We start from the raw sequence: 25,270 nt of genomic DNA, 5'->3' as shown, positions 1-25,270 counted from the left end.
TAATCTTGCGATCCAGATTACGCGGCGTGATTGTGAACTCAGACGGCGCTTTGGCGACCATCTCCATCACAAAATCCCGGTCCATAAAAACCATGTCCCCGTCCACCCGACATCCCGCTTCGCGCAGGATGCCCAGTGCTTCATTGTTCAGAAATTGAATGCCGATTTCTTCGAGGATGCGCATCGCGCCGTCATGGATGGCCTCGACCCCTTCAGGACGTAAGGGTTCCACCGGTGGATCAATCATAATGGGTGGATTCCAAGGCATCTGCTCGATGGTTTCCCGGCCGCGCCGCGCCGCCGCCCCTGCCCGTCCGCCGCCACGTGTTTTGCGCCTAGGTTCAGTGTCAGCCATGAAACGTCCTCTCAGATTTACATCTGCACTAAGGACACCTCAGAGACGCTGGTTTCACATTGCCGTTTGCGACGATACATGTCGTTTTCAAGCAGCTGCAATGCCGTTAGGCCTGTTGATCCAACCACGCGGGGATATGGCCGATGTCTGGCAATACTGCATCTGCATGCGGCGCCAAATCCTTTGTATCTGCCATGCCGGTCAACACAGCCAGCGTACGCATGCCAGCGGCACGGCCCGCGCGCAGATCATGCAGGCTGTCGCCCACCATGATCACGTTGTCAGGCGCAAGGCCCGTGGCGTCGCAAAATGCCAAAAGCTGACCGGGGGCGGGTTTGCCGCCATGGCCGCTGTCATACCCGGCAATAACGTCGAAATGCGCAACCACCCCTGCGGCATCCAGATGTGCCCGTGCGGGGGCTTCGGCATCGTTCGTGGCAACGCCCAGTTTCAAGCCACGCGCGCGCAGATCGTTCAAAAAAGGAACAAGTGGCACCGCTTCGGTTTGGGGCGCATGCGCTGCCTCTTCGTTGATGATCTTCAACAACTTATCGGACGTAAGATGAGGCACATGCGGCGTTAAAGCGGCCCCGATTTCCGCGGCAGTGCCTGCAATGACCAAAGAGGTCTTGTGGAAGGTTGAGGTTTCAAATGCGAACCCAATCGCTTTGCCCAAAATCCCGGCGCGGGCCTCTTCCCCGTCTGCGAGGCGCAGTAAAAAGGCACGAGCCCATGCCTCCCATGTGGTGGTAAAGTCAAACAGCGTGCCATCCTTGTCAAAGATGATGCCATGCACCGGTTGAAAGGCGTTCACGTCCAATTAACCTGTTCACCACCGGGCAGCGCCATACGCGCATACATCGGCTGTTCGTAAGCCAATTGCACGGAATCACAAAAATCACGAACCCACGCGTCATCCATAATAATGAAGTCCAAAAGCGCGCCTAAAAAGGCCGGATCGCCGACACCGCTGCGCATGTCTGCCTCGTTTGCGCCGGTCGCACCAAGGAAGACAGGCAGCAACTCTTCGTTGCTTGCCATCCATGCGACCGCTTGCAAGCCAATGATCTCGGCGGATTCTTGCGTCATCGCCATTTCAGCGCACCCTTTCCCACTTTTGGAAACCCTTTGTTAACCTAAACAAACAAAAACCAAATGCATAGAAGTTGTAACGAATTGGATACAACCCATGCACGGTAAGATCCTTGTTATCGATCCGATCGCCACCAACCGTATTGTTCTACGGGTGAAGCTGGCGGCGAGCCACTATGAAATGGCGCAAGCCGAAAGTATCGGCGATGCGATGCGCGCGATTTCAACCAATCTGCCAGATATGATCTTGTGTGCAGACACATTGCCGGATGGTGGGCCGTTGCGCCTGACCAAGCGCCTACAGAAAGCCGGGTTAATGGGCAAAGTGCCGATTTTGGTCATTGGTGCAGTTGGCAGCGTGCAAGACCGGTTGGCCCTGTTCAACGCCGGAGTAGAAGACGTTCTTCAAAAACCTATCGATGATCGCCTTTTGTTGGCGCGCACCCGCAGCGTGATGCGCGCCTATGCATCGGCCAGTGAATGGAAGTTGCGCGATGGCACGTCTCGCGCACTTGGGTTTGCGGAACCATCTGCTGCTTTTGGCCCCACAGAAACTGTTTGCGTCATCACAGAAGATCCCACAGGCACAGAAGCCTGGAGCAAGTCGTTGGCCGCATGCACAAAGGCCGCCTTGTCGGCATGCACCCCGGCCAATTCAGTCCATGCCGACAGCACGGGCAAAGTGCCCGATGCCTTTGTCATGTTGGTCGAACCCGGTGGAAACACCAATACGCTTGAACTTTTGGCCACCATTCGCAGCCACGCCGCAACGCGCCACAGTTCCATTTTGGTGGTCCAAAAAGAAACGGACCCGCGCCTTGGGGCACAAATGCTTGATATGGGGGCCAACGATCTGACCTCAATGGAAAGCGATCCGGCGGAACTTGCGCTGCGCCTTGATGCGCTGATGAAACGCAAACGGATGTCGGATGCATTGCGAGATACAATGCGCTCGGGCGTTGAAGCTGCGGTGATTGATCCACTCACTGGCCTGCACAATCGCCGCTATGCCATGCCGCATCTGGCCCGGATCGCGGATCGCGCGGAACAGACACGCAAACCCTTTGCAGTGATGGTGGCCGACATGGATCACTTCAAGCGGATCAACGATTCACTTGGGCACGCGGCGGGAGATGCTGTGTTGGTGGAAACGGCGCACCGATTGCGCGAAAACTTACGCGCCATCGACCTTGTGGCGCGCATCGGCGGCGAAGAATTCCTGATCGTCCTGCCGGGTGCGGGTCTTGTGAACGCCAAGAAAGCCGCGCAACGTTTGTGCAAAATAATTCGCAACACGCCGTTCGAAATTCCTGGTCAAAGCGTGCCCATAACGGCGACGATATCGATCGGAATGACGGTGTGCGATCCAAGCAAAACCACCAGCCAAATCGTGCCTCCAAGTGCAGAGGCGCTGTTGGGGCGCGCAGACAAAGCGCTTTATGGTGCAAAGGCCAAAGGACGCGACCGCGTGACGCTACTCCGCCCCGCGGCGTGATCGCTGCTATTTGTCTGCCGAACCACCTTTTCTACGCGGGCCTTTTCGCGACATCTCTTCTTTCATGCGCGTAACGTAGTTGGCACGTTCCGCATCGTCGAACCCGGTCACAACCTCAAGCCATGCCGTTTGCCCTGCCGCCTGCGCGCGTGAAGCGCCGTCAGACTGGCGGTCCAACACAATTTGTACGGCGTTTGCGTCGAAAGGTGTGGCGCTTAGCGCGTTGATCATCGCAGTGTAGTTCGCACGGCGCGCGCTTCGGTCCGGCACAGTGCCATCGCGACGCACTTTGCCAAACACTTCGCGGCGCAGTTCGCGTGGCAGGGCCAAAACATACGGTGTCGCATAGCCCATGTTCGCGCGGCGCGCATCCTGCGGCCCTCCACGCAAAACAAAACCTGCAACCACACCCGCAACGGCCAAATTCAGCCCAAGCGACACAGCCAACAAAACTTTGACCCAAGCAGGCCCGCGTCTTTTGTCCGATTGCACACCCATGTTCAGCCCTCCTCTATGTCCCAGCCAAAGACGCTTACGGCGTCCTGACCTTCGTAATACGTGTCATAATTTACCGATAAGAAGTCTTCGAAAGGCACGGCTTCGATCCCGCCGATGCCAATGACAAACCCCGTCGCCGCCGCAACCGCAAGCCCGCCCACAGTATTCCAACCGCCGATACCGTCGACGATTTGACGCCACCACGGAACGGGTGCCACTACCCCACCCGGGGCGGGCAACATCGCATCCGCATCCGCCAAAACCCGCGCCATCAATGCTTCAGGAACCTCGCCAACAGGGTCTTGCGCAAGATCATCCAACATCTGGTCAATCCACGCATCATCTTTGGGGCGCTCGGGGGGATGGGTCATGTTATTCATCCTTCATGATATCCAAGGGCAGCCACCTGCCCCTTTAATGCTGCCGCCAGCGCGCGTTTTCCGCGGGCTGTCAGACTTTCCACCGCTTCGACGCTGATGCCAAGAGCTGTTGCAATCTGGGGGTTCGTGGCCTCTTCGAAGTGGCGCATCGTCACAGCAATCCGTTGACGTTCAGGCAATGTTGCAAGGGCTGCACGCAACGCATCATGGCGCGCACGAGTTTGCAGCTTGGCTTCGACCGATGGGGTCGGATCCATCGGTTCTGACACGTCCTCAAGCGGTACGGCTCCACCTTTGCGTTTGCGCAGCCGATCTGTGCACAGATTGGATACAACACGGTAAAGCCACGTGGTCACTTGCGCTTCGCCCTCGCGCCAGTCAGGTGCGATGCGCCAAAGACGCAACATCGCCTCTTGCGCCACGTCTTCCGCCTCGGCGCCGTCGCCCAACATGCGAAAGGCTTGCCCAAAGACGCGTGGCGTCAGGCGCGCAGTTAACATTTGCGCAGCCGCCCCGTCGCCCCGCGCGTAGCGGGCCAGCAAGTCAGCGTCATCCGTATGCGGATCATTATCTAGCGGCATGGCCATAGAGTCCCGGCTATCGTTGTCCTGCCCCTTTATGCAAGGGGCAGGACGTGACGACGATTAATCGTTCTTAGGCTTTTTGCCCGGGCGGCCTTTGCGATGGGCCTTGGCTTCTTTGAACTCGGCCTCGGAAATGCCACCGCTTTTGTCGGCATCCAAACGTTCGAACAGGCGGGCCGGATCGTGGCGCGGATTTTTCAATTCGGCTTGTGACAGTTGACCATCCTTGTCCGCGTCGAGACGTTCAATCATGCGTGCAGACCGCTTTTTGGCCTTTTCAGAGCCTGCGGCTTCCAATTCCGCTTTGGTCAAAAAGCCGTCGCCGTTGGTGTCAGTTTGGGCAAAGCGGGCCTCGCCTTGTGCTTGCATTTCTTGCAGCGTGACTTCGCCGCTGTTGTCTGCATCGAGGGCAGAAAAGTCGGGGCCACGTTCGCGCGCCATGGCGGAAACTGTTGTCAGGCCAATTGCGGCAGCCGCAAGGGTCGCGATAAATGTGCTACGTTGCATAAGATCGTACTCCGTTTTTACCTCAGTGTGTGGGGCTTTTCTCGCCTCCACATGACCATCAAACGGTGCGCCATCGCCGTTCCGTCGAAAAAAGTTTGCACAATGTTTGCGAAGGGTTTTGCGCGACATCTGGCCGCAAGGGCACAATGCCCAATTCCCTATTGTCGCGCATAGGCGCATGCTGACCCTCTATCTGCTTAGGATAAGTGACGTGCACAGCGATTCCGTGACTGACAACCAGACCAACGCCCGGCCTATGCGCCCGTCCCTGTTTCGGGGCTGGCGCAATAAATGTCCCCGATGTGGGCAAGGTCACCTGCTTAAAGGGTATTTGAAGGTCGCAGACAGCTGCGCGGTTTGTAAGCTCGATTATTCGCATCATCGGGCGGATGATGGCCCCGCCTATTTGACGATCCTGATTGTCGGCCACTTGATGGCGCCCTTGTTGCATATCGTGTTTGTAGCGTGGCGGCCCGAACCTTTGGTCCTGTTCTCGATCTTTGCTGTGGGGTGTGTTGGGTTGTCACTATATCTGCTGCCTCGATTAAAAGGGGCAATTGTCGGATTCCAATGGGCGCGCGGCATGGGCGGATTTGCGCAAACTGGATGATGTGCATAAGCTTGGCCCAATTCACCAAAGGCATGGCATGACGCACCCTTCTGACGCGATCGACAAAACCCAAGTGCGCAACGCCGCCACCGTCATCGTGTTGCGCGATCGCATGACGGCGCCGCGCATTCTGATGGGTCAACGTGGTGCCAAGGCTGTCTTTATGCCTAACAAATTCGTCTTTCCCGGCGGCGCCGTAGATAAAGACGATCATGCCGTGCCCTTAGCCAGCCCCATCGCCGCCCCCTGCGCTGCACGCTTAGAGGATGATAGCGCGCCCGGCCTTGGCCCAGCCTTGGCCGCCGCTGCAATTCGCGAGTTGTATGAAGAAACCGGCCAAGTCCTTGGGACCCCCGGCACATGGACAGCAGCACCTCCCGATTGGCAAGCCTTTGCCGCAACCGGCCACCTGCCCCATGCGGCCCCATTGCAATTCGTGTTTCGCGCCTTGACTCCACCGGGCCGACCGCGCCGCTTTGATGCGCGTTTCTTTTTGATTGATGCGCAAGATCTAACGTCGGATATTGACGACTTTAGCGCCGCCTCTGACGAACTATCACACCTGCAATGGATCGAGCTGGACCGCGTGCGGTCTTTCGATATGCCGTTTATCACAGAAGTGGTTCTCAGCGAGATCGCAGCCCGAGTGCAGGACCCGACCCCGCCTGCAAGCGTGCCCTATTTCCGCAATGACGATGAGGAAAGCCTGTTCTTGCGTTTGCACGGTCGACCACAGCCCGACTAGAGGCGCAGGACACCTGCGCCTTACGTGTCAAATCGACAGAACGAGCATCACAATCGAGCCGAGCAGCACCGCCATGCCCGCCCATTCGCGTCCACTGATCTTTTCCTTAAAGACAAGAACCGACGCAAGCGCGCTGAACACCAGTTCCACTTGCCCGATTGCATTCACGTAAGCTGCGTTCTGCAGGGTGAACGCTGTAAACCAGCAGAACGAGCCCGCCATGGACATCAGCCCAACCCAGACGGCCACACGCCGTGCGCCCCAAACTGCACTGATTTGACCGGGTGAGCGCCAACGCAGCCAGATCAGCATTGCAACAGTTTGCATCATCGTCACCGCCGCCAATGTCAGCCCTGCTCTGGCCAGCGGATCATCCAAGCCAAGGCTCAACGAGGCACCCCGATAACTGACGCCAGACACCGCAAACAGAGCGCCCGCACCAAGGCCCAGCCCTACAGTCTTGTTCGCCATGTCCCGCCAGCCCGTGCGCACAAGTCCGGGCGGAGCCGACAGCAGCAACACGCCCACCAATCCCACACCAATGGCAACAAATCCCCAAACGCTGACCAGATCGCCCAAAATGACCCAGCCCACCAAAACGGCCTGCATGACTTCGGTCTTTTTGAACGTGATCCCAACAGCAAAGTTGCGTGCCTGAAACAGCCGGACCGTTGCCACGGTCGCTAAAATTTGCGCCAAGCCGCCCATGGCAGCATGTCCCCAAAACGTCCCGTCAAAACGTGGCCACGCCTGCCCCGTCAGCGCCATATATATCGCAATCAACACAGCCACCAAAGGCGCGGAATACAAGAACCGCGCCAGCGTCGCCCCGCCAGCGCTGAGCGTACCCAGCGACAGTTGCCGTTGCAGCATAAAGCGCAGCGTCTGAAAAAACGCCGCCGCCAGTGTGATGGGAATCCAAAGGGTCATGTCCCTCTATGGGCGAACGCGGTCTTTGCGACCAGAGCGAATATGGTGAGATACCCCATAGCTCTGAATATTACCGATCCTCATCACAGGGTCGGTGGGCGGGCGCATTTGCCGACAGGCAAACAGTCCCGCTCGACGGCTAAACCTTTGGGTCGGGGTTTTCTGTGTGACCATCCACAGCGATCACCTGCCCAGACACCATTCGTGCCGCGTCCGAGGCCAAAAACACCGCCATATCCGCAATATCATGCGCCTCAACAAAACTGCGCATCGATGTGCCCGCCGCATAGCCATCATAGACTTGATCGCGCGTCATGCCCTTGGCCGCCGCCTCGCGTGCAAGCACACCTTCCATGCGTACACCTTCAACGGCGCCGGGGCAAATCCCATTGGCACGCACGCCAAAGGGGCCTGACTCCATCGCCACCGTTTTCATCAACCCAATGATGGCCCACTTGGCCGCCGCATAAGGCGCGCGATTGGGATAGCCATATATCCCCGCCGTTGAAGACGTGAACACAACCGCCCCCCGACCTGCTTTTTTCATCGCAGGTAAAGCGTGCTTGGTCGCCAAAAATGCGCCCTCAAGATTAACCGACACGCAAGTGCGCCAATCATCCAGCGCCACATCTTCGATAGCGGCCGTTGGCCCGGCGATGCCGGCATTGGCACACAGCACATCAAGCGCCCCGATCTCAGCCATAACCTCTGACATGCCCGCCTCATCTGCCGCATCGCAGGACCAGCCCGTGATATTGTCCGGCAAAGCGGCAAGCGCATCACCATCAACATCTGTGACCCAAACCGCGTCGCCGTTTGTTGCAAAAGCCTGCGCCATGGCCAAACCAATGCCCGACGCACCCGCCGTGATCAGCACACGCCTCAAGGACGTTGCCCCACTGCGCGCCCCGCCCCCTCAGGCATCGCCAAAGCAGAATGAGCCGTCGCGATCCGTTCAAGGCTGGTCAAAATCGCCGCAGACGGGTCCGATGGGCGCCGCGTCTCAAGGCTCACATGCAGCAAGAAATGCTCTCCTGTGGCCAACAGTCGTTCCCCTTCATACATCTCGTGAAACAGGTGCAGCTTTTTACCCGCCCCTACCAAAACCTGCGTGCGCACTTCAATCACAGCGCCCGCATGCACTTCGTCCACATGGCGAATATGGGTTTCGGCCGTGAAATAGCTGCCCCCGGTTGCGATGTAATCGGCATCACAGCCAATCATCGCCATAAACCGGTCCGTCGCATCGCCAAAGGCCTGCAAATAACGCGCCTCGTTCATATGGCCGTTATAGTCCGTCCAATCCAAAGGCACCGCGCGGCGAACCGTCTGAATGGGCGCGGAAACGTCCTCAAGATCGTCTGCATGGGCTCCTAAAACAGTGCCTGCCCGCAAAGACGCCTCGTGCGCGTTCATCACAGCCCCTGCGCCCCAATCATTGGCCTTGAGACTGCGCATCATGCCAACAAGATTGTCGTCGCGGGCCTTTAACATCTCGTCGATGGTCATGTGACCAGATTGCGCGTCTGACTGCCCGGCGATCAGATCGACCAGTTCGTCGGTAAATTCCGGTACGTCCATCAACTTGGTCCAAGGTGACTGCAAACACGGGCCAAATTGCGCCATGAAATGGCGCATGCCCGCATCCCCACCAGCAGTGCGATAGGTGTCAAACAGGCCCATCTGCGCCCATCGGATGCCAAAGCCCATACGGATCGCTTCGTCGATCTCTTCCGTGGTGGCAACGCCGTCTTTGACCAGCCACAACGCCTCGCGCCAGACCGCCTCAAGGAAACGATCTGCGATATGGGCGTCAATTTCCTTGCGCACGCGCAGCGGATAATGACCAAGACTGCGCAAAATCCCTTCGGCTTTTTCGACCAAGGCCAAATCGGTCACGGGCGATGGCACCACCTCGATCAACGGCATCAGATAGACGGGATTAAATGGATGACAGACCATGATCTGTTCGGGGCGTGTCGCGCACCCTTGCAATTGAGACGGCGTAAAGCCAGACGTGGACGAGGCCAAAATGGCATCCCTATCCATCGCCGCCTGCAAGGTCTGATAGACCTTTTGCTTTAACTCCAACCGCTCTGGCACGCTTTCTTGCACCCAAACGGCACCTTTCACGACCTCGGACATTGTGTCGTGAAAGGTCAATTTCCCTTCGGAGGGCAAGGCGACGTCCGTAAGGCTTGGCAACGCGCGCCGCGCCTGCGCCAAGACCGGGGCCAATTTCGCCTCGGCCTCAGGATCGGGGTCGAACACCCGCACGTCCCAACCGTTCAGCAAGAACCGCGCAGCCCAGCCGCCTCCGATCACACCACCGCCAATGATTGCTGCTGTTTTCATCTTGCCCTCACATCCCAGTCTTTTGTCCGGTATCCGTTAAAATCCAAAACTTGTGCCGCTGCAGACACTTGATCGCCACGGAAGCGGCCGACTTTGGTGGCGATAAACCCAAAACCGCCACCCGGCTCACCTAACGCGACCGTATGGTGGTCAGGGTCTGTCCAAATCACCCACAAGTCGCGTTGTGTACCGTCGTCGTAGGTCAGCCGAAAAATGCCCGTTGCACGCGGTGTCAGTGTCGCAGCGCGCCCAGCTTCGCTCCATTGCGTGCTGCGCCCCGCGACGGCAAAGGTAGTCAGCGCCCAGTTTCCGCCCGCACTTGAGTGTACGGACCAATCCCCATCGAATTTCACAGGATCAAAGCGCAGGATTGCGCCAATCGGCACCGTAGGGTTGCGCAATGGAATGGCCTGTGACCCAACGATTGGCGGCTGTTGGGCGCAAGCCACCAACAAGAAAAGCGCGCACGCCACAACAAATCGGCACACCGTTTGGGCCTGCATTGCGCACAGGTTATGCATCATCAAGATCACGCCCGTGGCGCCTGTTTTACAAGGCCCAATTTTTCACGCACTTCGGCAGCGCCAATAACCCGCGCACCCATATTTTCAACGATGCTGCCCGCGCGTTCGACCAACTGCCAGTTCTGCGCCAACTCGCCTTTGCCAAGCCACAGGTTGTCCTCAAGCCCAACCCGCACGTTACCGCCCGCAAGGACCGAGGCCGCGACATAAGCCATCTGGTTGCGCCCCAGCCCAAAGGCCGAGAACGTCCAATCATCCGGCACATTATTAACCATCGCCATAAAGGTGTTGAGGTCATCCGGCGCACCCCAAGGCACGCCCATGCACAGTTGCACAAGGGCGGGGCTGTCTAGAACACCATCTTTAACCAGTTGTTTCGCATACCATAAATGGCCTGTGTCAAACGCCTCGATCTCGGGCTTTACGCCCAGCGCTGTCATCATCCGCCCCATCGCGGTCAACATGCCGGGCGTGTTGGTCATGACATAGTCGGCTTCGGCAAAGTTCATAGTGCCGCAATCCAACGTGCAAATCTCGGGCAGGCAGTCGGCGACGTGCGCGACGCGTTCTGTCGCGCCGACCATGTCTGTGCCGTCTTGGTTCAACGCCATTGGGTTTTCAGTCGGGCCAAAAACCATATCCCCGCCCATGCCAGCCGTCAGGTTCAACACCACATCGACGTCGGCATCACGGATGCGGTCGGTCACTTCGCGGTAATATGCCAGATTGCGGCTGGGCGCGCCGGTTTCTGGGTCACGCACATGGCAGTGCACAATCGCAGCGCCCGCTTTGGCCGCGGCAATGGCGCTATCAGCGATCTGCTTTGGGCTGCGTGGTACATGCGGGCTGCGATCTTGTGTGCCGCCTGATCCGGTTACGGCGCAGGTTATAAAAACGTCACGGTTCATGGAAAGTGGCATGGGCAATGTCCTTGTTGTTCAGGCACAGTTTCGCGTTGATCAATCGATAGCGGTTCCAAAACCGAAGTGACACGTCAAAAAGCGCACCAGAACGCACCGCAAGCGACACGTTCTGGCATTTTGTCGTTTTCCGGCGTCGTCTGAATTAACAATCGCGCCCATCCGCCTTGCTGTGCAGCAAAACCCATAGCCCGCGCGTTTTTAGTACGGCATCGGGTGATCGCGATGCGCGGTTGTGATGTCGTCCAACACCGCATCGCTTAGGGTCAGATCAGCGGCCCCAATGGCAAGGTCCAATTGCGCCATGCTGGTCGCACCAAAAATCACCGACGTCATGAAGGGGCGCGTCATACACCACGCCAAAGCCATCTGCGTTGGATCGAGGTCATGGCGTTTAGCGACATCCAGATAGGCCTGAGTGGCGGCAAAAACCCGATCGCTTTTGCGCCCGCCCATGTTCGCGTTCAACGTCATGCGCGACGCCTCGGGCACGTTGCCATCCTGATATTTGCCGGTCAAAAACCCGGTAGCCAGCGGCGAAAACGCCAGCAGGCCCACGTCTTCGTAGATGCTCATTTCGGCCATGTCAGTGTCATAGAGACGGCAAAGCAGTGAATATTCATTCTGCATAGAGGCCACGCGCGGCCCGCCTGTGGCCGCAGCAGCCGCAAGCCACTGCCCGGTGCCCCATGCGCTTTCGTTAGACAAACCAAAGGCACGAATGGTGCCGCGTTGCACTTCGTTTTGCAGCGCTCCAAGGCAGTCTTCCATGTTTTGGCGTTCTGCGGAGGGGTCGACATCCCTTGGTTCAAACGTCCAATTCTTGCGGAACATGTAGCTGCCGCGATTGGGCCAATGGAATTGATAAAGATCGATGTAATCCGTCTGCAAACGGCGCAATGACCCCTCAATGGCTTCGGGAATGGTTGCAGCCGAGATCGGCGCGCCGTTGCGGGCATGTGCCATGCCTTCGCCGGAATGCTTGGAGGCCAGCACCATGTCTTGGCGCGTGCCGCCGCGTTCATACCACATGCCAATGATTTGTTCTGTCCGCCCGATGGTTTCTGCGCTGATCGGATTGACGGGATACATCTCGGCTGTGTCGACAAAGTTGATGCCTGCTTCGAGCGCGCGATTGATCTGCTCGTGCCCCTCTTCGACAGTGTTCTGGGTGCCCCACGTCATTGACCCCAGGCACAGTGCTGAAACTTCAATATCTGTACGGCCAAGTTTGCGTCGCTCCATGTGCCACCCTTTTTGCTAACCACAGGCTGAACTTAACGAGGGGAACTTTGTGGGCAAGTGGATTCTGTCGTCTTGAAGGCTGTAAATACCCTTGAGAACAAAAGCAGAACATGCATATAATAGTTATGCCTATATCCCACCCTCTTCTTCAACGTGGCCCGGCCCGCGCCACACCAAGTCTGGCGTTGTTGCCGGATGGCGCGCGCCATGGGCTTGGGGCTGGATTGGCGCTGGGGCGGGTGCACGAAGCCTGTGGATCTGCGCGCCACCGTCTTGCGCTGTGGATCGCGGCACAGACCACGGGGCCAGTGATTTGGATTGCCCCCGATTGGGGCTGTGACCGGCTGAACCCTTGCGGCATGATGTCCTTTATTGACCCCGCTCGCCTGATCCTTGTGCATCCCAAACGGGCCGAAGATGTACTGTGGAGCATGGAAGAAGTGTTGCGTTCAGGCGCGGTGTCGTTGGCCATTGCCGACCTGCCCGGCCTGCCGGGATTGACGCCTGTACGCCGTATGCATTTAGCAGCCGAAGCCGGTGGGCGCAGCCACGGCACGGCCCCTTTGGGCCTGTTGCTGACACCGGGCATGGGGGGCGCACAAGGTGTCGAAAGCCGCTGGCATCTGACCTCTGATCACCAAGGCAGCTCTGGCGCTTGGGCACTAACACGACTGAGGGCGCGCACCGCCCCGCGACAAGCTTGGCAGGTTCAGCACACCCAAGGTCAGTCGCTGCCGCGCATTTCACATGGCATCAAGGCCGCGTGAGTGCAGCCCGAAAAAGGAGACGATTAAGCATTTATATGCTATGTTTGGGTTAGAACAAGAATTAGGGCCACGCATCACAGCCTCATAATCGTGAACAACAGGCAAAGGTACACCATGCTGCGCAGAACCCTGATCGCCGGTGTCATTGCACTATTTGGTTTACCTGCCTTTGCGGCGCCGCTTCCATATACGCTTGGCTCGGACGGTGCGACGATCAGCTATACGTTCACGATCGGCGGCGAAAAAATGGTCGGTACAGTTCCCATCGCAAGCGCTGCATTAACAATCGATGCAACCAACCTAAGCGCGTCAACAGCAGAGGTCACAGCCGATGTCAGGCGCGCGCGCACCGGGCTGATTTTTGCCACCGAAGCCTTGAAATCAAACAGTATTTTAGCCGCGAACGACTTTCCCGAGGCACGTTTTCAGTCAACCCGCGTGTTTCTTGGCAACAGTGGGCGCATAGATGATGGCGCCGCCCTCGAAGGGTTATTGACCTTGCGCGGTGTCACACGCCCTGTGCGGTTCGAAGCACAAATGTTTCGCCAGCCCGGCACTGCGGCGGGTGATCTACGGGCGCTCAATGTCTTACTGACGGGCAGCGTCAACCGGCGCGATTTTGGGGCCGATGGCTATTCAGAACTGGTCGACGATACAGTTCAGATCGAAATTAAAGCGCATATCGAAACCGAAAGCTGACGCTCGACCTTAACGCGCAACATCGCAATCAAGACAACCTGCGCCGATCAAGGTCTTTTCCCTGCCGCATCGCACTGCTAAACGAAGCCAACACACCCAAAAGGCCCCGTCATGCAGCGTCACCTCATCACCTCGGCGATTCCCTATATCAACGGGATCAAACACCTCGGAAATCTGATTGGCAGTCAACTGCCCGCAGACCTATTCGCGCGCTATCAACGCGCGCGTGGCAACGAGGTCTTGTTTCTTTGTGCGACGGACGAACACGGCACGCCCGCAGAATTGGCAGCTGCCAAAGCGGGCAAACCTGTTGCAGAATACTGCGCCGAAATGCATGCGGTTCAGGCACAAATTGCCGAAGGGTTCGGGTTGTCTTTTGATCACTTCGGACGATCGTCTTCGCCTCAGAACCACGCCCTGACGCAACATTTTGCAGGTCGTCTGGCCGATGCCGGTCTGATCCGCGAAGTGTCCGAAAAACAAGTCTATTCCAATGCCGACCAGCGCTATTTACCTGATCGTTACATCGAGGGCACCTGCCCCAACTGCGGATATGACAAAGCACGCGGCGATCAATGCGAAAATTGCACCAAACAGCTGGATCCGACCGATCTGATCGAACCCCGCTCGGCCATTTCAGGTTCCACCGATCTTGAAGTGCGTGAAACCAAACACCTTTACCTGCGCCAATCCACACTAAAGGACGACCTAAACGCGTGGATCGACAGCAAAGCCGATTGGCCAGTTTTAACAACTTCGATTGCGAAAAAATGGCTACATGACGGTGATGGCTTACAAGATCGCGGCATCACGCGCGATCTTGATTGGGGCATTCCCGTGCGCCGCGGCGATGCCGATTGGCCCGGAATGGAAGGCAAGGTTTTCTACGTGTGGTTCGACGCCCCTATCGAATATATCGCCTGCGCGGGCGAATGGGCAGATGCCAATGGCGATGCTGATTGGGAACGCTGGTGGCGCACCGACAAGGGTGCCGACGATGTGCGCTACACCCAGTTTATGGGCAAGGATAACGTCCCCTTTCACACTCTGAGCTTCCCTGCCACAATTTTGGGCTCGGGCGAACCCTGGAAAATGGTCGATCACCTGAAGTCCTTCAATTACCTGAACTACGATGGCGGCCAGTTTTCAACAAGCCAAGGCCGCGGCGTGTTTATGGATCAAGCGTTAGAGATTTTGCCAAGCGATTATTGGCGTTGGTGGCTTTTGTCCAACTGCCCTGAAACGTCGGATTCCGAATTCACTTGGGAACTTTTTCAACAAGGCGTGAACAAAGATCTCGCCGATGTTTTGGGCAATTTCGTGAGCCGCGTGACCAAGTTTTGCCGTTCTAAATTTGGCGAAACCGTCCCTCAAGGCGCAACCTATGGCGCGCAAGAGGAAGCCCTGATCGCCGATCTTGACATCCGTATCCAGCGCTATGCCGCGATGTTGGAAACCATGGAAGTCCGCAAATCGGCCCAAGAACTGCGCGCGATCTGGGTGGCTGGAAACGAATACCTGCAAGCCGCGGCTCCATGGACCACAATCAAGGAAGACGAAGCGCAGGCCGCGATGCAGATCCGTATGGGTTTGAATCTTATTGGTCTTTACGCCGCATTGTCTGCCCCCTTCATTCCACAAGCATCATTGGCGATGCAGACTGCTCTGGACTTGGAAACCGCCGCTTGGCCAACAAACGCCGCGTCGGCTCTGAACGAATTGAAACCTGGCCACGTTTTCTCAGTGCCTGAAAATCTATTCAATAAAATAACGGATGAAGCCAGAGAGGAGTGGCAATCGCGTTTCGCCGGAGTACGGGCTTAACTAACTGGTATCACGCGACAAATCCTTTGCCCCCTTCCCATCCCAACAAAGCTGTCACTCAATCTGAGTTTGCTTTTGCCGGCAAACGTCAGAACAACCAGCTGTTTTGTTTATTTCGCAAAGCGCCCCAATTCAGCTAAAATAATAAAAATCATGCAACTTGCATATGTGCTCAAAACTCTTCCCAACCAGTTTGCGACTGCGCTTGGATTGCTTCAATCGCTACAGCCGCGCCCCCAGAAACCGCACCTTCGCACAATGCAGTTGGTGGTTTGGCATGTCGAAAAGTTGCAGTCGGTTTAGCATTGTGTACGGCAAATACTGCCCCAAGCTGAAACTTGCCAACCGCGTCAGAAAGTGCATCTGTTTCGGACGTTAACGCATGGCTCGCAGCTGTGGTTTCTTCAAACATCGCTGCATTTTGCTGTGTGACAAGGTCCAGTTCATTCACGGCAACATTGATTTCGCTCAAGCCAGTCGACTGTTCACGTGACGACGTCGCAATGTCCGAAACACTTTTGGAAATTTCAGAGACAGACGCCACAATCTCTGCAAGAGCAGAACCAGTTCGACCAACCAAATCCACCCCTTGCTCAACTTGCTCTGCACTGTTGGAAATCAATCCATTGATCTCGCGGGCTGCATCTGAAGAACGTTGAGCCAGAGCTCTCACTTCGGTAGCTACGACAGCGAAGCCACGCCCCGCTTCTCCTGCCCGTGCAGCTTCCACCCCAGCATTCAACGCCAAGAGATTGGTCTGAAATGCGATGTCATCTATGACAGAAGTAATCTTGGAAATTTCCTGTGATGCATTACGGATGCCATCCATGGCCGATACAGCACGGCTGGCAACTTCCTGCCCTTGTTCGGCAGTAGACTGTGCATCCTCCGACATCTGACTGGCAGCATCCGCTCCTTCTGAGGCAGACCGCACAGAAGACGTCAACTCGTCCAACGCAGCCGCAGTTTCTTCCAATGTTGCAGCCTGTCGTTCAGTACGTCGTGACAAGTCATCAGCCGCCGTTGTAATTTCAGTTGTCTCATTGCGGATCGAATTAACATTATACGTCACTGCACCAATCGCGTCTCGTAATGACAAAACAGCTTTGTTAAAATTGTTGCGCAAATCTTTATAGTCGGGCGGAAAGTTTTGGATCAATTCGTGAGAAAGGTCCCCCAAAGAAAGGCGCTGCAACCCTTCGCCCAAAGCTGTAACAACACTCATTTGCTCTTCGGCCATACGCGTCCGATCTTCGCGAACTTTTACCTTTTCAGCCTCTGCAAGTGTTACGTCAGACCCCAACAGAATGACACGCTCGACCATTCCACCTTCTGATCGGACTGGGATGAAACTTCCGTCCAATACAACTTGACTGCCATCAGCCATAGTCAATCCAATTTTCCCGTTCACAACGGAACCGGACAATGCCAAAGTCTCAAGGTCGCGCGGCAAAGTACCGTCTGTTTGGGGCCCTTTAAGGAGTTGCTTCAGGCTGGTTCCAATTAAGTCGCCGGTTTTACCTCGTATACCCTCGCAAGCCGCTTTGTTCATCGACAGACACAGACCTGTAGCGTCGAAATCAAGGCGCATCTTTGTCGCATCAATGCCCTCTAAAACGGCGGCGCTATGCTGCGTGTCAGTCTGATCCTTCCATTCAATCACCGCGCCAATGAAACGGAATTTATGGTCACGAGCAACGTTGATTTGCACGACAATTTCGCTCGCACCTATGCGGATCGAAGCAAAGCATGCTTCAAGCTCAGCACCCGGCGTCTGACCTTGTGCCATGGCTTGGGCCACCTCCGGCAATGTGCCAATATCAAGACCGACCCAATCACCAGATTGTCCCATTGGCCAATGAATTGCGAGATCAGGTAGCAAACCATTTAATAACGACGCGCAGGCCGGATTTACAAAACGGACGATGTTGTTGTCATCCACCATCATCATCGGGGCGGAACTGCCCTCAAATGCTGCACTTTTTAAGGCGCTCTCTCGTTGTCGCTGCTGTAGGTCTGACAGGCGAGCCCGTAACTTTTCAAGCTGATCGGCTATGATACCCACCTCATCTCCGCGCTGCGTGTATGGGACAATCACGTCGTAATTTCGACCGCCAATTTCAGCCATGACCTTTCCCACCCGAACTAGAGGTTCCGACATCACATACCAAAGGTAATAGGTGATCCCAATCATAGCAGTTAAAAACACAATCGCGCTGAGCAACAGCGCACGGCCCTCGCTGTCTCTCACAGCTGCAAGAAAATGTTCCCTGTTCCATCTGGTTAATACGACCCCGACAACAGTATTATCTGGACCCAAGGTCGCGGCCTTCGCGACCATCAAACCATCCTCAGACAAGACGTTTTCGCCAGTTTCCAATACTGACTTCGCCAACGCCAACGCCTCAGGTCCTGCAATATTAGAGTCTTCAGTCGCGTAAAGAATCTGACCCGCACCACTTATTACCAAGGCTCCGGTCCCACCTGGCTTAGCTGAGTAAACGAAACCCCTTGTCAATTCCGCGATCCTCTCACGGTCACCTAACTTGATCGCCCTCCCAATTTGCGTGGCAAGTAAACGCGTCACTTCATTGGTAAGGTCAGTCATCGTTTCATGGGCTAATTCGCGTTTTTGCGAGTTGCCAAACCATGTCTTGGTGGTCACGACCGCCAGAGTCATTAACCCCGCCATCAGAACCATTTTCAAAAGAAGGCTGTTCAGTCGTGAGGGCTTTTTAGTCACTGACGCAGAAACGCTCATGGTTAGACCTTTCGTTTGCGGACGCCATGGAAAATGGTTACGAGGCGTAAAAAGAAGTCGGCGCTGTATAGATCAGCAGCCTTTACCTCCGCGTTAACAAGCCCAGAGGAATTTTTGGCCTCCCGCATCATGAAGCCGCGTGGCGATAATGAATTGAACTTTGTGATCGTTCTTTTTCGGTTACCTATTTCAGGTGCGTTGGGTGTTAAATGAAGGTGCCCGTTTACGATTTTGATGAGTTCTCCTGACTGTTCAAAAGTAGGTAGGTCCCGACTTCGCCAGTCTTGACGCAATTCAGCGGTTTCCTCACAGTGTGCCCATGGAAACCTTTGACTACATCATCGTGGGCGGGGGCACTGCAGGCAGCGTTCTGGCCGCGCGCCTTTCTGAAAATTCCGCAATAAGCGTTTGCTTACTAGAGGCCGGTCCCAAGGACATTCATCCCCTTATCCACCTGCCTGTCGGTTGGATCAAATTGATGACCAACCGCCGCCTCAACTGGATGTATGAAACTGTACCTTCAGACTGGACTGGCGGGCGCACAATTCCGGTGCCGCGGGGCAAGACCCTTGGCGGTTCCTCTTCGATCAACGGCAATGTGTTCAATCGCGGCGCGCCTTCGGATTTCGACCATTGGGCGCAACTGGGCAATCAGGGGTGGGGCTTTGCCGACGTGTTGCCGCTGTTCAAGCGGCTTGAGACTTGGATCGGCCCGAACCCCGACGACCTTCGCGGCACAGAAGGCCCAGTCAAGGTGACCCCAAACACTTGGGAACATCCGCTTTGCGATGCCTTTTTCAAGGCCACGCAAAGCATGGGTATTCCCTACAATGAGGACTACAACGGTAAGGCACAGTTCGGCGCGACCTATGCGCAACGCACGATCGCGAACGGTCGGCGCCAAAGTGCCGCTACAGCCTATTTGCGCCCCGCACGCGGCCGTCCAAATTTGCATATAAAAACCAACACGCTTGCAACCCAAATCCTGATCAATGAAGGTCGCGCAATTGGCACAGAGATCGAGCGCGGGCAGCATCGCTCGCGGATCATGGCCCGACGCGAAGTGATCCTTGCGGGCGGCGCTATCAATTCTCCGCAACTCCTGCAGATCTCTGGTGTGGGTGATCCCGACCATTTGAACACAATTGGTGTTCCCGTGCGTCACGCACTTCCCGGAGTCGGTCAGAACCTGCGTGATCACTACACCCCGCGCTTCACCGCGCGGGTCAAGGGGGTCACCACTTTGAACGAAAGGGTCAAAGGTGCCGCGTTTTGGGGCGAAGCAGCCAAGTGGATCATGAATCGCCCCTCCGTACTCAGCCTACCTTCAACGGTTTGCTATGCCTTCGCAAAATCCGCAGCACACCTTGAAGACAGCGACCTGCAACTCACCCTCATGCCTGCGAGTTACAAATCAGGCAATCAAAGCCACTTGGATGACCAACCGGGCATGACACTTGCCGCATGGCAGCAACGCCCGGATAGCACTGGCCATGTGCTAGCCCGCAGCGCCGCACCGATGGACCCACCAGAGATACAACCCAACTATCTCAGCGCCGAAACGGATCAACGTGCCCTACTTGCGGGCATGAAGCTGGTGCGCACTCTGATGCGGTCCGAACCAATGACCCCATATTTCAAAGAAGAGATCTTTCCCGGTGACGCCGTGCAGACTGACGCAGAACTCATGGAATGCGCACGCGAACGTGGCACAACAAGTTTCCACATGATCGGGACCTGCAAGATGGGGCCAAGCACGGATGCTCGCGCTGTGGTCGATGACTGCCTTCGCGTTCATGGCATCGAAGGTCTTCGTGTTGCAGACGCCTCGATCATGCCGACAATGCCTGCTGCGAACACAAACGCGGCGACATTGATGATCGGAGAAAAGGCTGCGGATTTGGTGAAAAGGAATATGAGTTAACCCTGCATTTTGTCGGTAGACTCCTGCACAATTCCGAATGCTCTGGCCATGCTGTCTATTTAGGGTGTCGCGGCACGTTCTGAACCGCACTCAAGTGACTGCGTGATTTACGCCCCTTAGCCGTCCAGTTTTCAAATGCAGCTCACTCTAACACAGAGAACTGCAAGTGCACGGCATAAGTGTGTCCACTATCAGCGGCCTCACCCACCTCAGAATAAATCTACTCATCTGATTTTATTGAGAAATTTGGTGCGGGCGGGGGGACTCGAACCCCCACGGGCATTCGCCCAACAGATTTTAAGTCTGGTGTGTCTACCATTCCACCACGCCCGCGCACCATCTTGTTAGGCAATCAAAGCGAGGTACTCAAGCCCAGGATTAGATATCTTCACCCTTTGGACCAAGCAACGCGCCATTTTCCATCAAAGCGCGTTCAGACAGCCATGGGTTGTTGTCCAAAGCAGCCTGCATTTGTGTGCGCGCTTCATCCAACAGTCCCATATTCATCAACGTTAACGCACGCCCGGACTGCACGCCGACATGGTCTGGCGAAAGGTCCAAGGCAATGTCTAAGTCGTTGAGAGCATTTGAATAATCTTCGACCATGAAATGCGTAAAGGCGCGTTGATTGTAACCTTCGGCATATGCGGGGCAGTATTCTGTTAGCCGGTCAAATGTTCCCAAAGCCCCCACAAAGTCAAAATTATTACGCTGCCTCAACCCGTTGTCCAAAAGGTCCTGAGCTGCGTCATCTGGTGCATCTAGCCATATCTCCCACATTTGATCCGAAATCGGTTTGGCCGCGCGTTCATCTTTTGCCTCGCGGATCTGATCGATCAAAGCCGACAGTTCGGCGCTGGAATCGGGTGTCGGCGGACAGGATTCGGCCCAGACAGGTGCGGACAGAAGGGAAAAGATCACTAAAAATTTCATGATCTCGATGATGCCTTGGATTGCGCTCAGGTCAAGTCACGATGCCGTCGTTTCGACGCGCACCTCACTCAATCTAAACCGGGCAACATGACTTCTTTGACGGCCTCCATCGCCACAAACGTCGAAGTCGCCGCCACATGTGGGAGACTCGACACCACCTCGGCCAAAAAGGATCGGTATTGCGCCATGTCGCGTGTACGTACCTTAAGCAAATAGTCGAAATTCCCTGCAATCATATGGGCTTGTTCAATTTCCGGAACCGTTTGAATGGCCGCATTAAAGGCGCGCAAAGCCGATTCTCGGGTGTCCGTCAGGCGCACCTCAACAAAGGCCACGTGATCAAGACCCAGCGATATCGGGTCCAACAAGGCACGATACCCCATGATGATTCCCGACTTTTCAAGGCGCCGCAGGCGCGCTTGTGTCGGAGATTTCGACAACCCAATGCGCGCAGCAAGGTCGGTGATGCTCATCCGTCCGTCTTCGGCCAATGCGGCAAGAATCGATTGGTCGAATCCATCAAGATCGAACAGTTTATTTGCATTGTTCATTTGATTAAATTCACTATTTTGTTCTGACATTCACATGAAATTCAATGAAATTTCCTGATTTATTGCTGCTACATTAGGCAAAACGGGAAAGGAAGTCAGAATGACAAATGACACCGAAATGAGTTTGGCGATGGCAATCGATGCGAACAAGTACGGCGACGCTGACGCCACCTTGGCCGAACTTATTAAAGCCGTGCGCCTTTCCACAAAGGACCGCACCGCGATCAGCGCGGATGCGGCCGGCCTTGTCACCGCAATTCGTACCCAAGCCGCACCCGGATTGATGGAAGTTTTTCTGGCCGAATACGGATTATCCACCGACGAAGGCGTCGCTTTGATGTGCCTGGCCGAAGCTTTGTTGCGCGTCCCAGATGCGGACACGATTGACGCACTGATCGAAGACAAGATCGCGCCGTCAAATTGGGGCGCACACTTTGGGCGCTCGACCTCGTCGTTGGTGAATGCGTCGACTTGGGCGTTGATGTTGACGGGGCGGGTTTTGGATGACGATCTACCCGGACCAATCAAACACCTGCGGGGCGCGATCAAACGTCTGGGCGAACCTGTGATCCGCACCGCAGTTAGCCGCGCAATGAAAGAGATGGGGCGCCAGTTTGTTCTTGGTGAAAACATCGATTCAGCCATGGACCGCGCCGCCGGGATGGAGGCCAAGGGCTTCACCTATTCCTACGACATGTTGGGCGAAGCGGCACTAACGGAAGCCGATGCGCGGCGCTATCACCTGTCCTATTCGCGCGCGATTTCGGCCATTGCGCGGGCTTGTTTGCATACGGATATCCGCGAGAACCCCGGCATTTCTGTCAAATTGTCCGCATTACACCCCCGCTTTGAACGCGCACAAGAGGCGCGCGTTCTAAAGGAACTTGTTCCACGTTTACGCTCGCTTGCGATGTTGGCGAAGTCGGCGGGCATGGGATTGAATATTGATGCAGAGGAAGCTGATCGTTTGGCCCTATCGCTTGAGGTCATCGATGCAATCATGGGCGATGACGCGTTGGCTGGGTGGGATGGGCTTGGCATCGTTGTGCAAGCTTATGGGCCGCGGGCAGGCACTGTCATCGACGCTGTTTATTCAATGGCAAAGCGTCATGACCGTCGCATTATGGTTCGACTGGTTAAAGGCGCTTATTGGGATACTGAAATCAAGCGCGCGCAAGTTGAAGGCGTCGCAGGTTTTCCGGTCTTTACACGCAAGGCGGCGACGGACGTGTCCTATATTGCGAATGCCCGCAAGTTGTTTGAAATGACGGACCGCATCTATCCGCAGTTTGCCACCCATAATGCGCATACGGTCGCGGCGATCCTACATATGGCCGATGATCAACCCTTTGAATTTCAAAGGCTTCACGGCATGGGCGAAGCGCTTCATAACATCGTTTTGCGCGATCGAGGGACGCGTTGCCGCATCTATGCACCCGTGGGCGCACACAAAGACCTATTAGCATATCTAGTGCGAAGACTTTTGGAAAATGGCGCGAATTCCAGTTTTGTGAACCAAATTGTCGATGAAGATGTACCACCAAACGTCGTCGCGGCTGATCCATTTGACGCCCTAAGCGCAAGTTCTGTCACACTTCTTGACGGGCCTAAACTGTTCCTTCCAGAGCGCCCCAATTCAAAGGGGTTTGATCTAAGCCATATGGGGACGTTGGCGCAGGTCGAAACAGCGCGCGCGCCGTTTGCCGGCCATGTTTGGACAGCTCAACCATTGACTGTGACACAAGGCGATGGGCCCAGCCTTGATATTTTTAACCCCGCCGATGCTTCAGACCTCGTGGGGCGCGTGACGCTGGCAAACCAACAAACGGTACATGCTGCATTTGACGATGCACACCCATGGGATGCGTCCCCATCCGAACGGGCTCGCGTTTTGAATTTGGCCGCCGATCTTTATGAAGCACGTTTTGGCGAAATCTTTGCCCTTTTGGCGCGCGAAGCAGGCAAAACGCAGATGGACGCCGTTGCAGAATTGCGCGAAGCTGTCGACTTTCTGCGGTATTACGCCAGCCAAACAGATGAAACGGCCCCGGCGGGCACTTTTCTTTGCATCTCGCCTTGGAACTTTCCGCTGGCGATCTTTTCTGGGCAGATTGGCGCGGCTTTGGCCGCTGGCAACGCAGTGATCGCAAAACCTGCGGATCAGACGCCTTTGATCGCTTATTTGGCGGTGTCGATGTTGCACGAGGCTGGTGTCCCCTTGGCATCCCTGCAACTGCTGCCCGGCGACGGGAATATCGGTGCCGCACTGACGGCGGATGGGCGCGCCAATGGGGTCGCATTCACAGGCTCCACAGCCACAGCCCTGCGCATTCGCGCCAACCTTGCTGAACATTGCGCGCCCGGCACCCCGTTGATCGCCGAAACCGGTGGACTGAACGCCATGATCATCGACAGCACAGCCCTGCCCGAACAAGCGGTGCGCGCTGTGATCGAAAGTGCATTTCAATCGGCCGGCCAGCGTTGTTCAGCTTTGCGTTGTCTTTACGTGCAGCACGACATCGCACCTGCTGTCACCGAAATGCTGATTGGCGCGATGGAGGCGTTAAACCTTGGCAACCCATGGACCTTGGCGCACGATATTGGCCCAGTAATTGATGCTGGGGCACAGGCCACAATCGAAACGCATATTGCGACGGCCAAAAGCGAAGGGCGCGTGCTGCACAGGCTCATCGCGCCAACCCAAGGCACGTTCGTTGCGCCCACGCTGATCCGAGTGGACGGGATTAGCGACTTGAAACAAGAGATTTTCGGCCCGGTTCTGCACCTTGCCACATTCAAATCTCATGAACTGGACCGCGTCATCGACGACATCAATGCCACGGGATACGGGTTAACGTTTGGCTTGCAAACGCGGATCGACGATCGCGTGCAACATGTGTCGGATCGAATAGAGGCGGGCAATATTTACGTCAATCGCAATCAGATTGGCGCAATTGTCGGAAGCCAACCCTTTGGAGGCATTGGCCTATCCGGGACCGGACCCAAGGCTGGCGGACCAGATTACGTTCAACGCTTTCGTGTCCAAGACACCAGAACAACAACGGCCACATGGACGCGCAAAGCCTCTTTGCCACCAATCCCTGAGGCACCTCGGGCAGTTTTATCAAACATGCCGCTGCCCGGCCCGACAGGCGAGTCCAACGTATTGAGCCACCACGCCCGCCCTGCCCTATTGTGTGCAGGCCCCGGAAGCGAGGCCGCCGCCGCACAAGCCAAGGCCGTCACACAAGCCGGAGGTGCTGCCGTTCAAGCGGCGGGGAACTTCGATGCCACACTGCTTTCCAAGGGGCCCGCATATGGCGGCGTGATTTGGTGGGGTGATACCGAAACTGCCCGCGACATTGAACGCGCTCTGGCAATACGAGACGGCGCTATCATACCGTTGATCACAGGCGCGCCAGACCACAGCCATGCAACCGTTGAACAGCATATCTGCGTCGATGTAACCGCATCAGGGGGGAATGCGGCGCTGTTGGGATCCGCCAGTTGATGGGCGCGCACGTTTTTCGGGACGAAAAACGGCACGGAAACCGATGCGGTTTCCGCCGCC

The 25,270-nt window shown here is 56.1% G+C and carries 24 protein-coding genes and 1 tRNA gene; 8 read left to right on the top strand and 17 right to left on the bottom strand.

Annotated features, from left to right (window positions below; genetic code table 11):
• From ABJF76_RS10765 to ABJF76_RS10755, 3 genes are all read right to left on the bottom strand, one after another.
• The coding region (locus tag ABJF76_RS10765) for a trimethylamine methyltransferase family protein (protein WP_413822565.1) at window positions 1–355 on the bottom strand (355 nt) is incomplete at its 3' end.
• 106 nt (window positions 356–461) lie between these two features.
• Window positions 462–1,169, bottom strand: coding sequence for an HAD family hydrolase (locus ABJF76_RS10760; RefSeq protein ID WP_413821121.1), 708 nt, complete (start codon window positions 1,167–1,169; stop codon window positions 462–464).
• On the bottom strand, window positions 1,166–1,450 hold the full coding sequence (locus ABJF76_RS10755) for a DUF3572 domain-containing protein (protein WP_413821120.1): 285 nt from the start codon (window positions 1,448–1,450) through the stop codon (window positions 1,166–1,168). Before ABJF76_RS10755 ends, ABJF76_RS10760 begins: the two co-directional genes overlap by 4 nt.
• Before the next feature lie 94 nt (window positions 1,451–1,544).
• Between ABJF76_RS10755 and ABJF76_RS10750 the strand changes: the two genes are divergently transcribed.
• Window positions 1,545–2,942, top strand: a complete 1,398-nt coding sequence (locus ABJF76_RS10750; protein ID WP_413821119.1) for a diguanylate cyclase — start codon at window positions 1,545–1,547, stop codon at window positions 2,940–2,942.
• Between the two features lie 6 nt (window positions 2,943–2,948).
• On the opposite strand, the gene ABJF76_RS10745 is transcribed toward ABJF76_RS10750, so the two are convergent.
• The 4 genes from ABJF76_RS10745 to ABJF76_RS10730 form a co-directional block, all read right to left on the bottom strand.
• Complete coding sequence (locus ABJF76_RS10745) at window positions 2,949–3,440, bottom strand: periplasmic heavy metal sensor (protein ID WP_413821118.1); 492 nt, start codon at window positions 3,438–3,440, stop codon at window positions 2,949–2,951.
• Between the two features lie 2 nt (window positions 3,441–3,442).
• Window positions 3,443–3,811, bottom strand: a complete 369-nt coding sequence (locus ABJF76_RS10740) for a hypothetical protein (protein WP_413821117.1) — start codon at window positions 3,809–3,811, stop codon at window positions 3,443–3,445.
• Window positions 3,812–3,816: 5 nt separating this feature from the next.
• Window positions 3,817–4,401: an RNA polymerase sigma factor gene (locus ABJF76_RS10735; protein ID WP_413821116.1), complete on the bottom strand. Its 585-nt coding sequence runs from the start codon at window positions 4,399–4,401 to the stop codon at window positions 3,817–3,819.
• Between the two features lie 63 nt (window positions 4,402–4,464).
• Entirely contained in the window at window positions 4,465–4,911 is a 447-nt protein-coding gene (locus ABJF76_RS10730) for an EF-hand domain-containing protein (RefSeq protein WP_413821115.1), read from the bottom strand.
• Between the two features lie 256 nt (window positions 4,912–5,167).
• Between ABJF76_RS10730 and ABJF76_RS10725 the strand changes: the two genes are divergently transcribed.
• Entirely contained in the window at window positions 5,168–5,521 is a 354-nt protein-coding gene (locus tag ABJF76_RS10725) for a DUF983 domain-containing protein (RefSeq protein WP_413821588.1), read from the top strand.
• Between the two features lie 37 nt (window positions 5,522–5,558).
• The gene (locus ABJF76_RS10720) at window positions 5,559–6,266 is read left to right on the top strand and encodes an NUDIX hydrolase (RefSeq protein WP_413821114.1); all 708 of its coding nucleotides are present in this window, start codon (window positions 5,559–5,561) and stop codon (window positions 6,264–6,266) included.
• A gap of 27 nt (window positions 6,267–6,293) precedes the next feature.
• On the opposite strand, the gene ABJF76_RS10715 is transcribed toward ABJF76_RS10720, so the two are convergent.
• From ABJF76_RS10715 to ABJF76_RS10690, 6 genes are all read right to left on the bottom strand, one after another.
• Window positions 6,294–7,196, bottom strand: coding sequence for an EamA family transporter (locus ABJF76_RS10715; RefSeq protein ID WP_413821113.1), 903 nt, complete (start codon window positions 7,194–7,196; stop codon window positions 6,294–6,296).
• A gap of 139 nt (window positions 7,197–7,335) precedes the next feature.
• Entirely contained in the window at window positions 7,336–8,082 is a 747-nt protein-coding gene (locus ABJF76_RS10710) for an SDR family oxidoreductase (RefSeq protein ID WP_413821112.1), read from the bottom strand.
• On the bottom strand, window positions 8,079–9,551 hold the full coding sequence (locus ABJF76_RS10705) for a carnitine 3-dehydrogenase (RefSeq protein ID WP_413821111.1): 1,473 nt from the start codon (window positions 9,549–9,551) through the stop codon (window positions 8,079–8,081). The genes ABJF76_RS10710 and ABJF76_RS10705 overlap by 4 nt, the downstream gene beginning before the upstream one ends.
• A complete protein-coding gene (locus ABJF76_RS10700) occupies window positions 9,548–10,075 on the bottom strand; it encodes a hypothetical protein (protein WP_413822396.1) in 528 nt (175 codons plus the stop codon). Before ABJF76_RS10700 ends, ABJF76_RS10705 begins: the two co-directional genes overlap by 4 nt.
• 5 nt (window positions 10,076–10,080) lie before the next feature.
• Window positions 10,081–10,995 carry a 3-keto-5-aminohexanoate cleavage protein gene (locus ABJF76_RS10695; protein ID WP_413821109.1) on the bottom strand — a complete coding sequence of 305 codons (915 nt, stop codon included), beginning with the start codon at window positions 10,993–10,995 and terminating at the stop codon, window positions 10,081–10,083.
• A 201-nt stretch (window positions 10,996–11,196) separates the two neighbouring features.
• Complete coding sequence (locus ABJF76_RS10690) at window positions 11,197–12,240, bottom strand: aldo/keto reductase (protein ID WP_413821108.1); 1,044 nt, start codon at window positions 12,238–12,240, stop codon at window positions 11,197–11,199.
• A 125-nt stretch (window positions 12,241–12,365) separates the two neighbouring features.
• On the opposite strand from ABJF76_RS10690, the gene ABJF76_RS10685 reads away from it, so the two are divergent.
• The 3 genes from ABJF76_RS10685 to metG all read left to right on the top strand — a co-directional run bounded on the left by ABJF76_RS10685 (window position 12,366) and on the right by metG (window position 15,530).
• Window positions 12,366–13,007, top strand: a complete 642-nt coding sequence (locus ABJF76_RS10685) for an ImuA family protein (RefSeq protein WP_413821107.1) — start codon at window positions 12,366–12,368, stop codon at window positions 13,005–13,007.
• A gap of 114 nt (window positions 13,008–13,121) precedes the next feature.
• Complete coding sequence (locus ABJF76_RS10680) at window positions 13,122–13,706, top strand: YceI family protein (protein ID WP_413821106.1); 585 nt, start codon at window positions 13,122–13,124, stop codon at window positions 13,704–13,706.
• A 111-nt stretch (window positions 13,707–13,817) separates the two neighbouring features.
• On the top strand, window positions 13,818–15,530 hold the full coding sequence (metG, locus tag ABJF76_RS10675) for a methionine--tRNA ligase (RefSeq protein ID WP_413821105.1): 1,713 nt from the start codon (window positions 13,818–13,820) through the stop codon (window positions 15,528–15,530).
• Between the two features lie 172 nt (window positions 15,531–15,702).
• Here the strand turns inward: metG and ABJF76_RS10670 are convergent, their stop codons facing one another.
• The gene (locus ABJF76_RS10670; RefSeq protein ID WP_413821104.1) at window positions 15,703–18,291 is read right to left on the bottom strand and encodes a methyl-accepting chemotaxis protein; all 2,589 of its coding nucleotides are present in this window, start codon (window positions 18,289–18,291) and stop codon (window positions 15,703–15,705) included.
• A gap of 319 nt (window positions 18,292–18,610) precedes the next feature.
• Between ABJF76_RS10670 and ABJF76_RS10665 the strand changes: the two genes are divergently transcribed.
• Window positions 18,611–20,215 (top strand): GMC family oxidoreductase, encoded by a 1,605-nt coding sequence (locus ABJF76_RS10665; RefSeq protein ID WP_413821103.1) that lies wholly within the window; start codon window positions 18,611–18,613, stop codon window positions 20,213–20,215.
• Window positions 20,216–20,462: 247 nt separating this feature from the next.
• On the opposite strand, the gene ABJF76_RS10660 is transcribed toward ABJF76_RS10665, so the two are convergent.
• The 3 genes from ABJF76_RS10660 to ABJF76_RS10650 all read right to left on the bottom strand — a co-directional run bounded on the left by ABJF76_RS10660 (window position 20,463) and on the right by ABJF76_RS10650 (window position 21,699).
• Window positions 20,463–20,548, bottom strand: a tRNA-Leu gene (locus ABJF76_RS10660).
• 45 nt (window positions 20,549–20,593) lie between these two features.
• Window positions 20,594–21,148, bottom strand: coding sequence for a tetratricopeptide repeat protein (locus tag ABJF76_RS10655; RefSeq protein ID WP_413821102.1), 555 nt, complete (start codon window positions 21,146–21,148; stop codon window positions 20,594–20,596).
• Window positions 21,149–21,216: 68 nt separating this feature from the next.
• Window positions 21,217–21,699, bottom strand: coding sequence for an Lrp/AsnC family transcriptional regulator (locus ABJF76_RS10650; RefSeq protein ID WP_413821101.1), 483 nt, complete (start codon window positions 21,697–21,699; stop codon window positions 21,217–21,219).
• Window positions 21,700–21,799: 100 nt separating this feature from the next.
• Here ABJF76_RS10650 and putA point away from each other — a divergent pair, with 100 nt between their 5' ends.
• Window positions 21,800–25,210: a bifunctional proline dehydrogenase/L-glutamate gamma-semialdehyde dehydrogenase PutA gene (gene putA, locus ABJF76_RS10645; protein WP_413821100.1), complete on the top strand. Its 3,411-nt coding sequence runs from the start codon at window positions 21,800–21,802 to the stop codon at window positions 25,208–25,210.
• The last annotated feature ends 60 nt before the right edge of the window (window positions 25,211–25,270 follow it).

The organism is Tateyamaria sp. (assembly GCF_039940735.1).
In the GTDB taxonomy this organism is placed as follows: Bacteria; Pseudomonadota; Alphaproteobacteria; order Rhodobacterales; family Rhodobacteraceae; genus Tateyamaria.
Note: the sequence above shows the minus strand (reverse complement) of the source record. Positions and strands in the feature narration are given on the sequence as shown.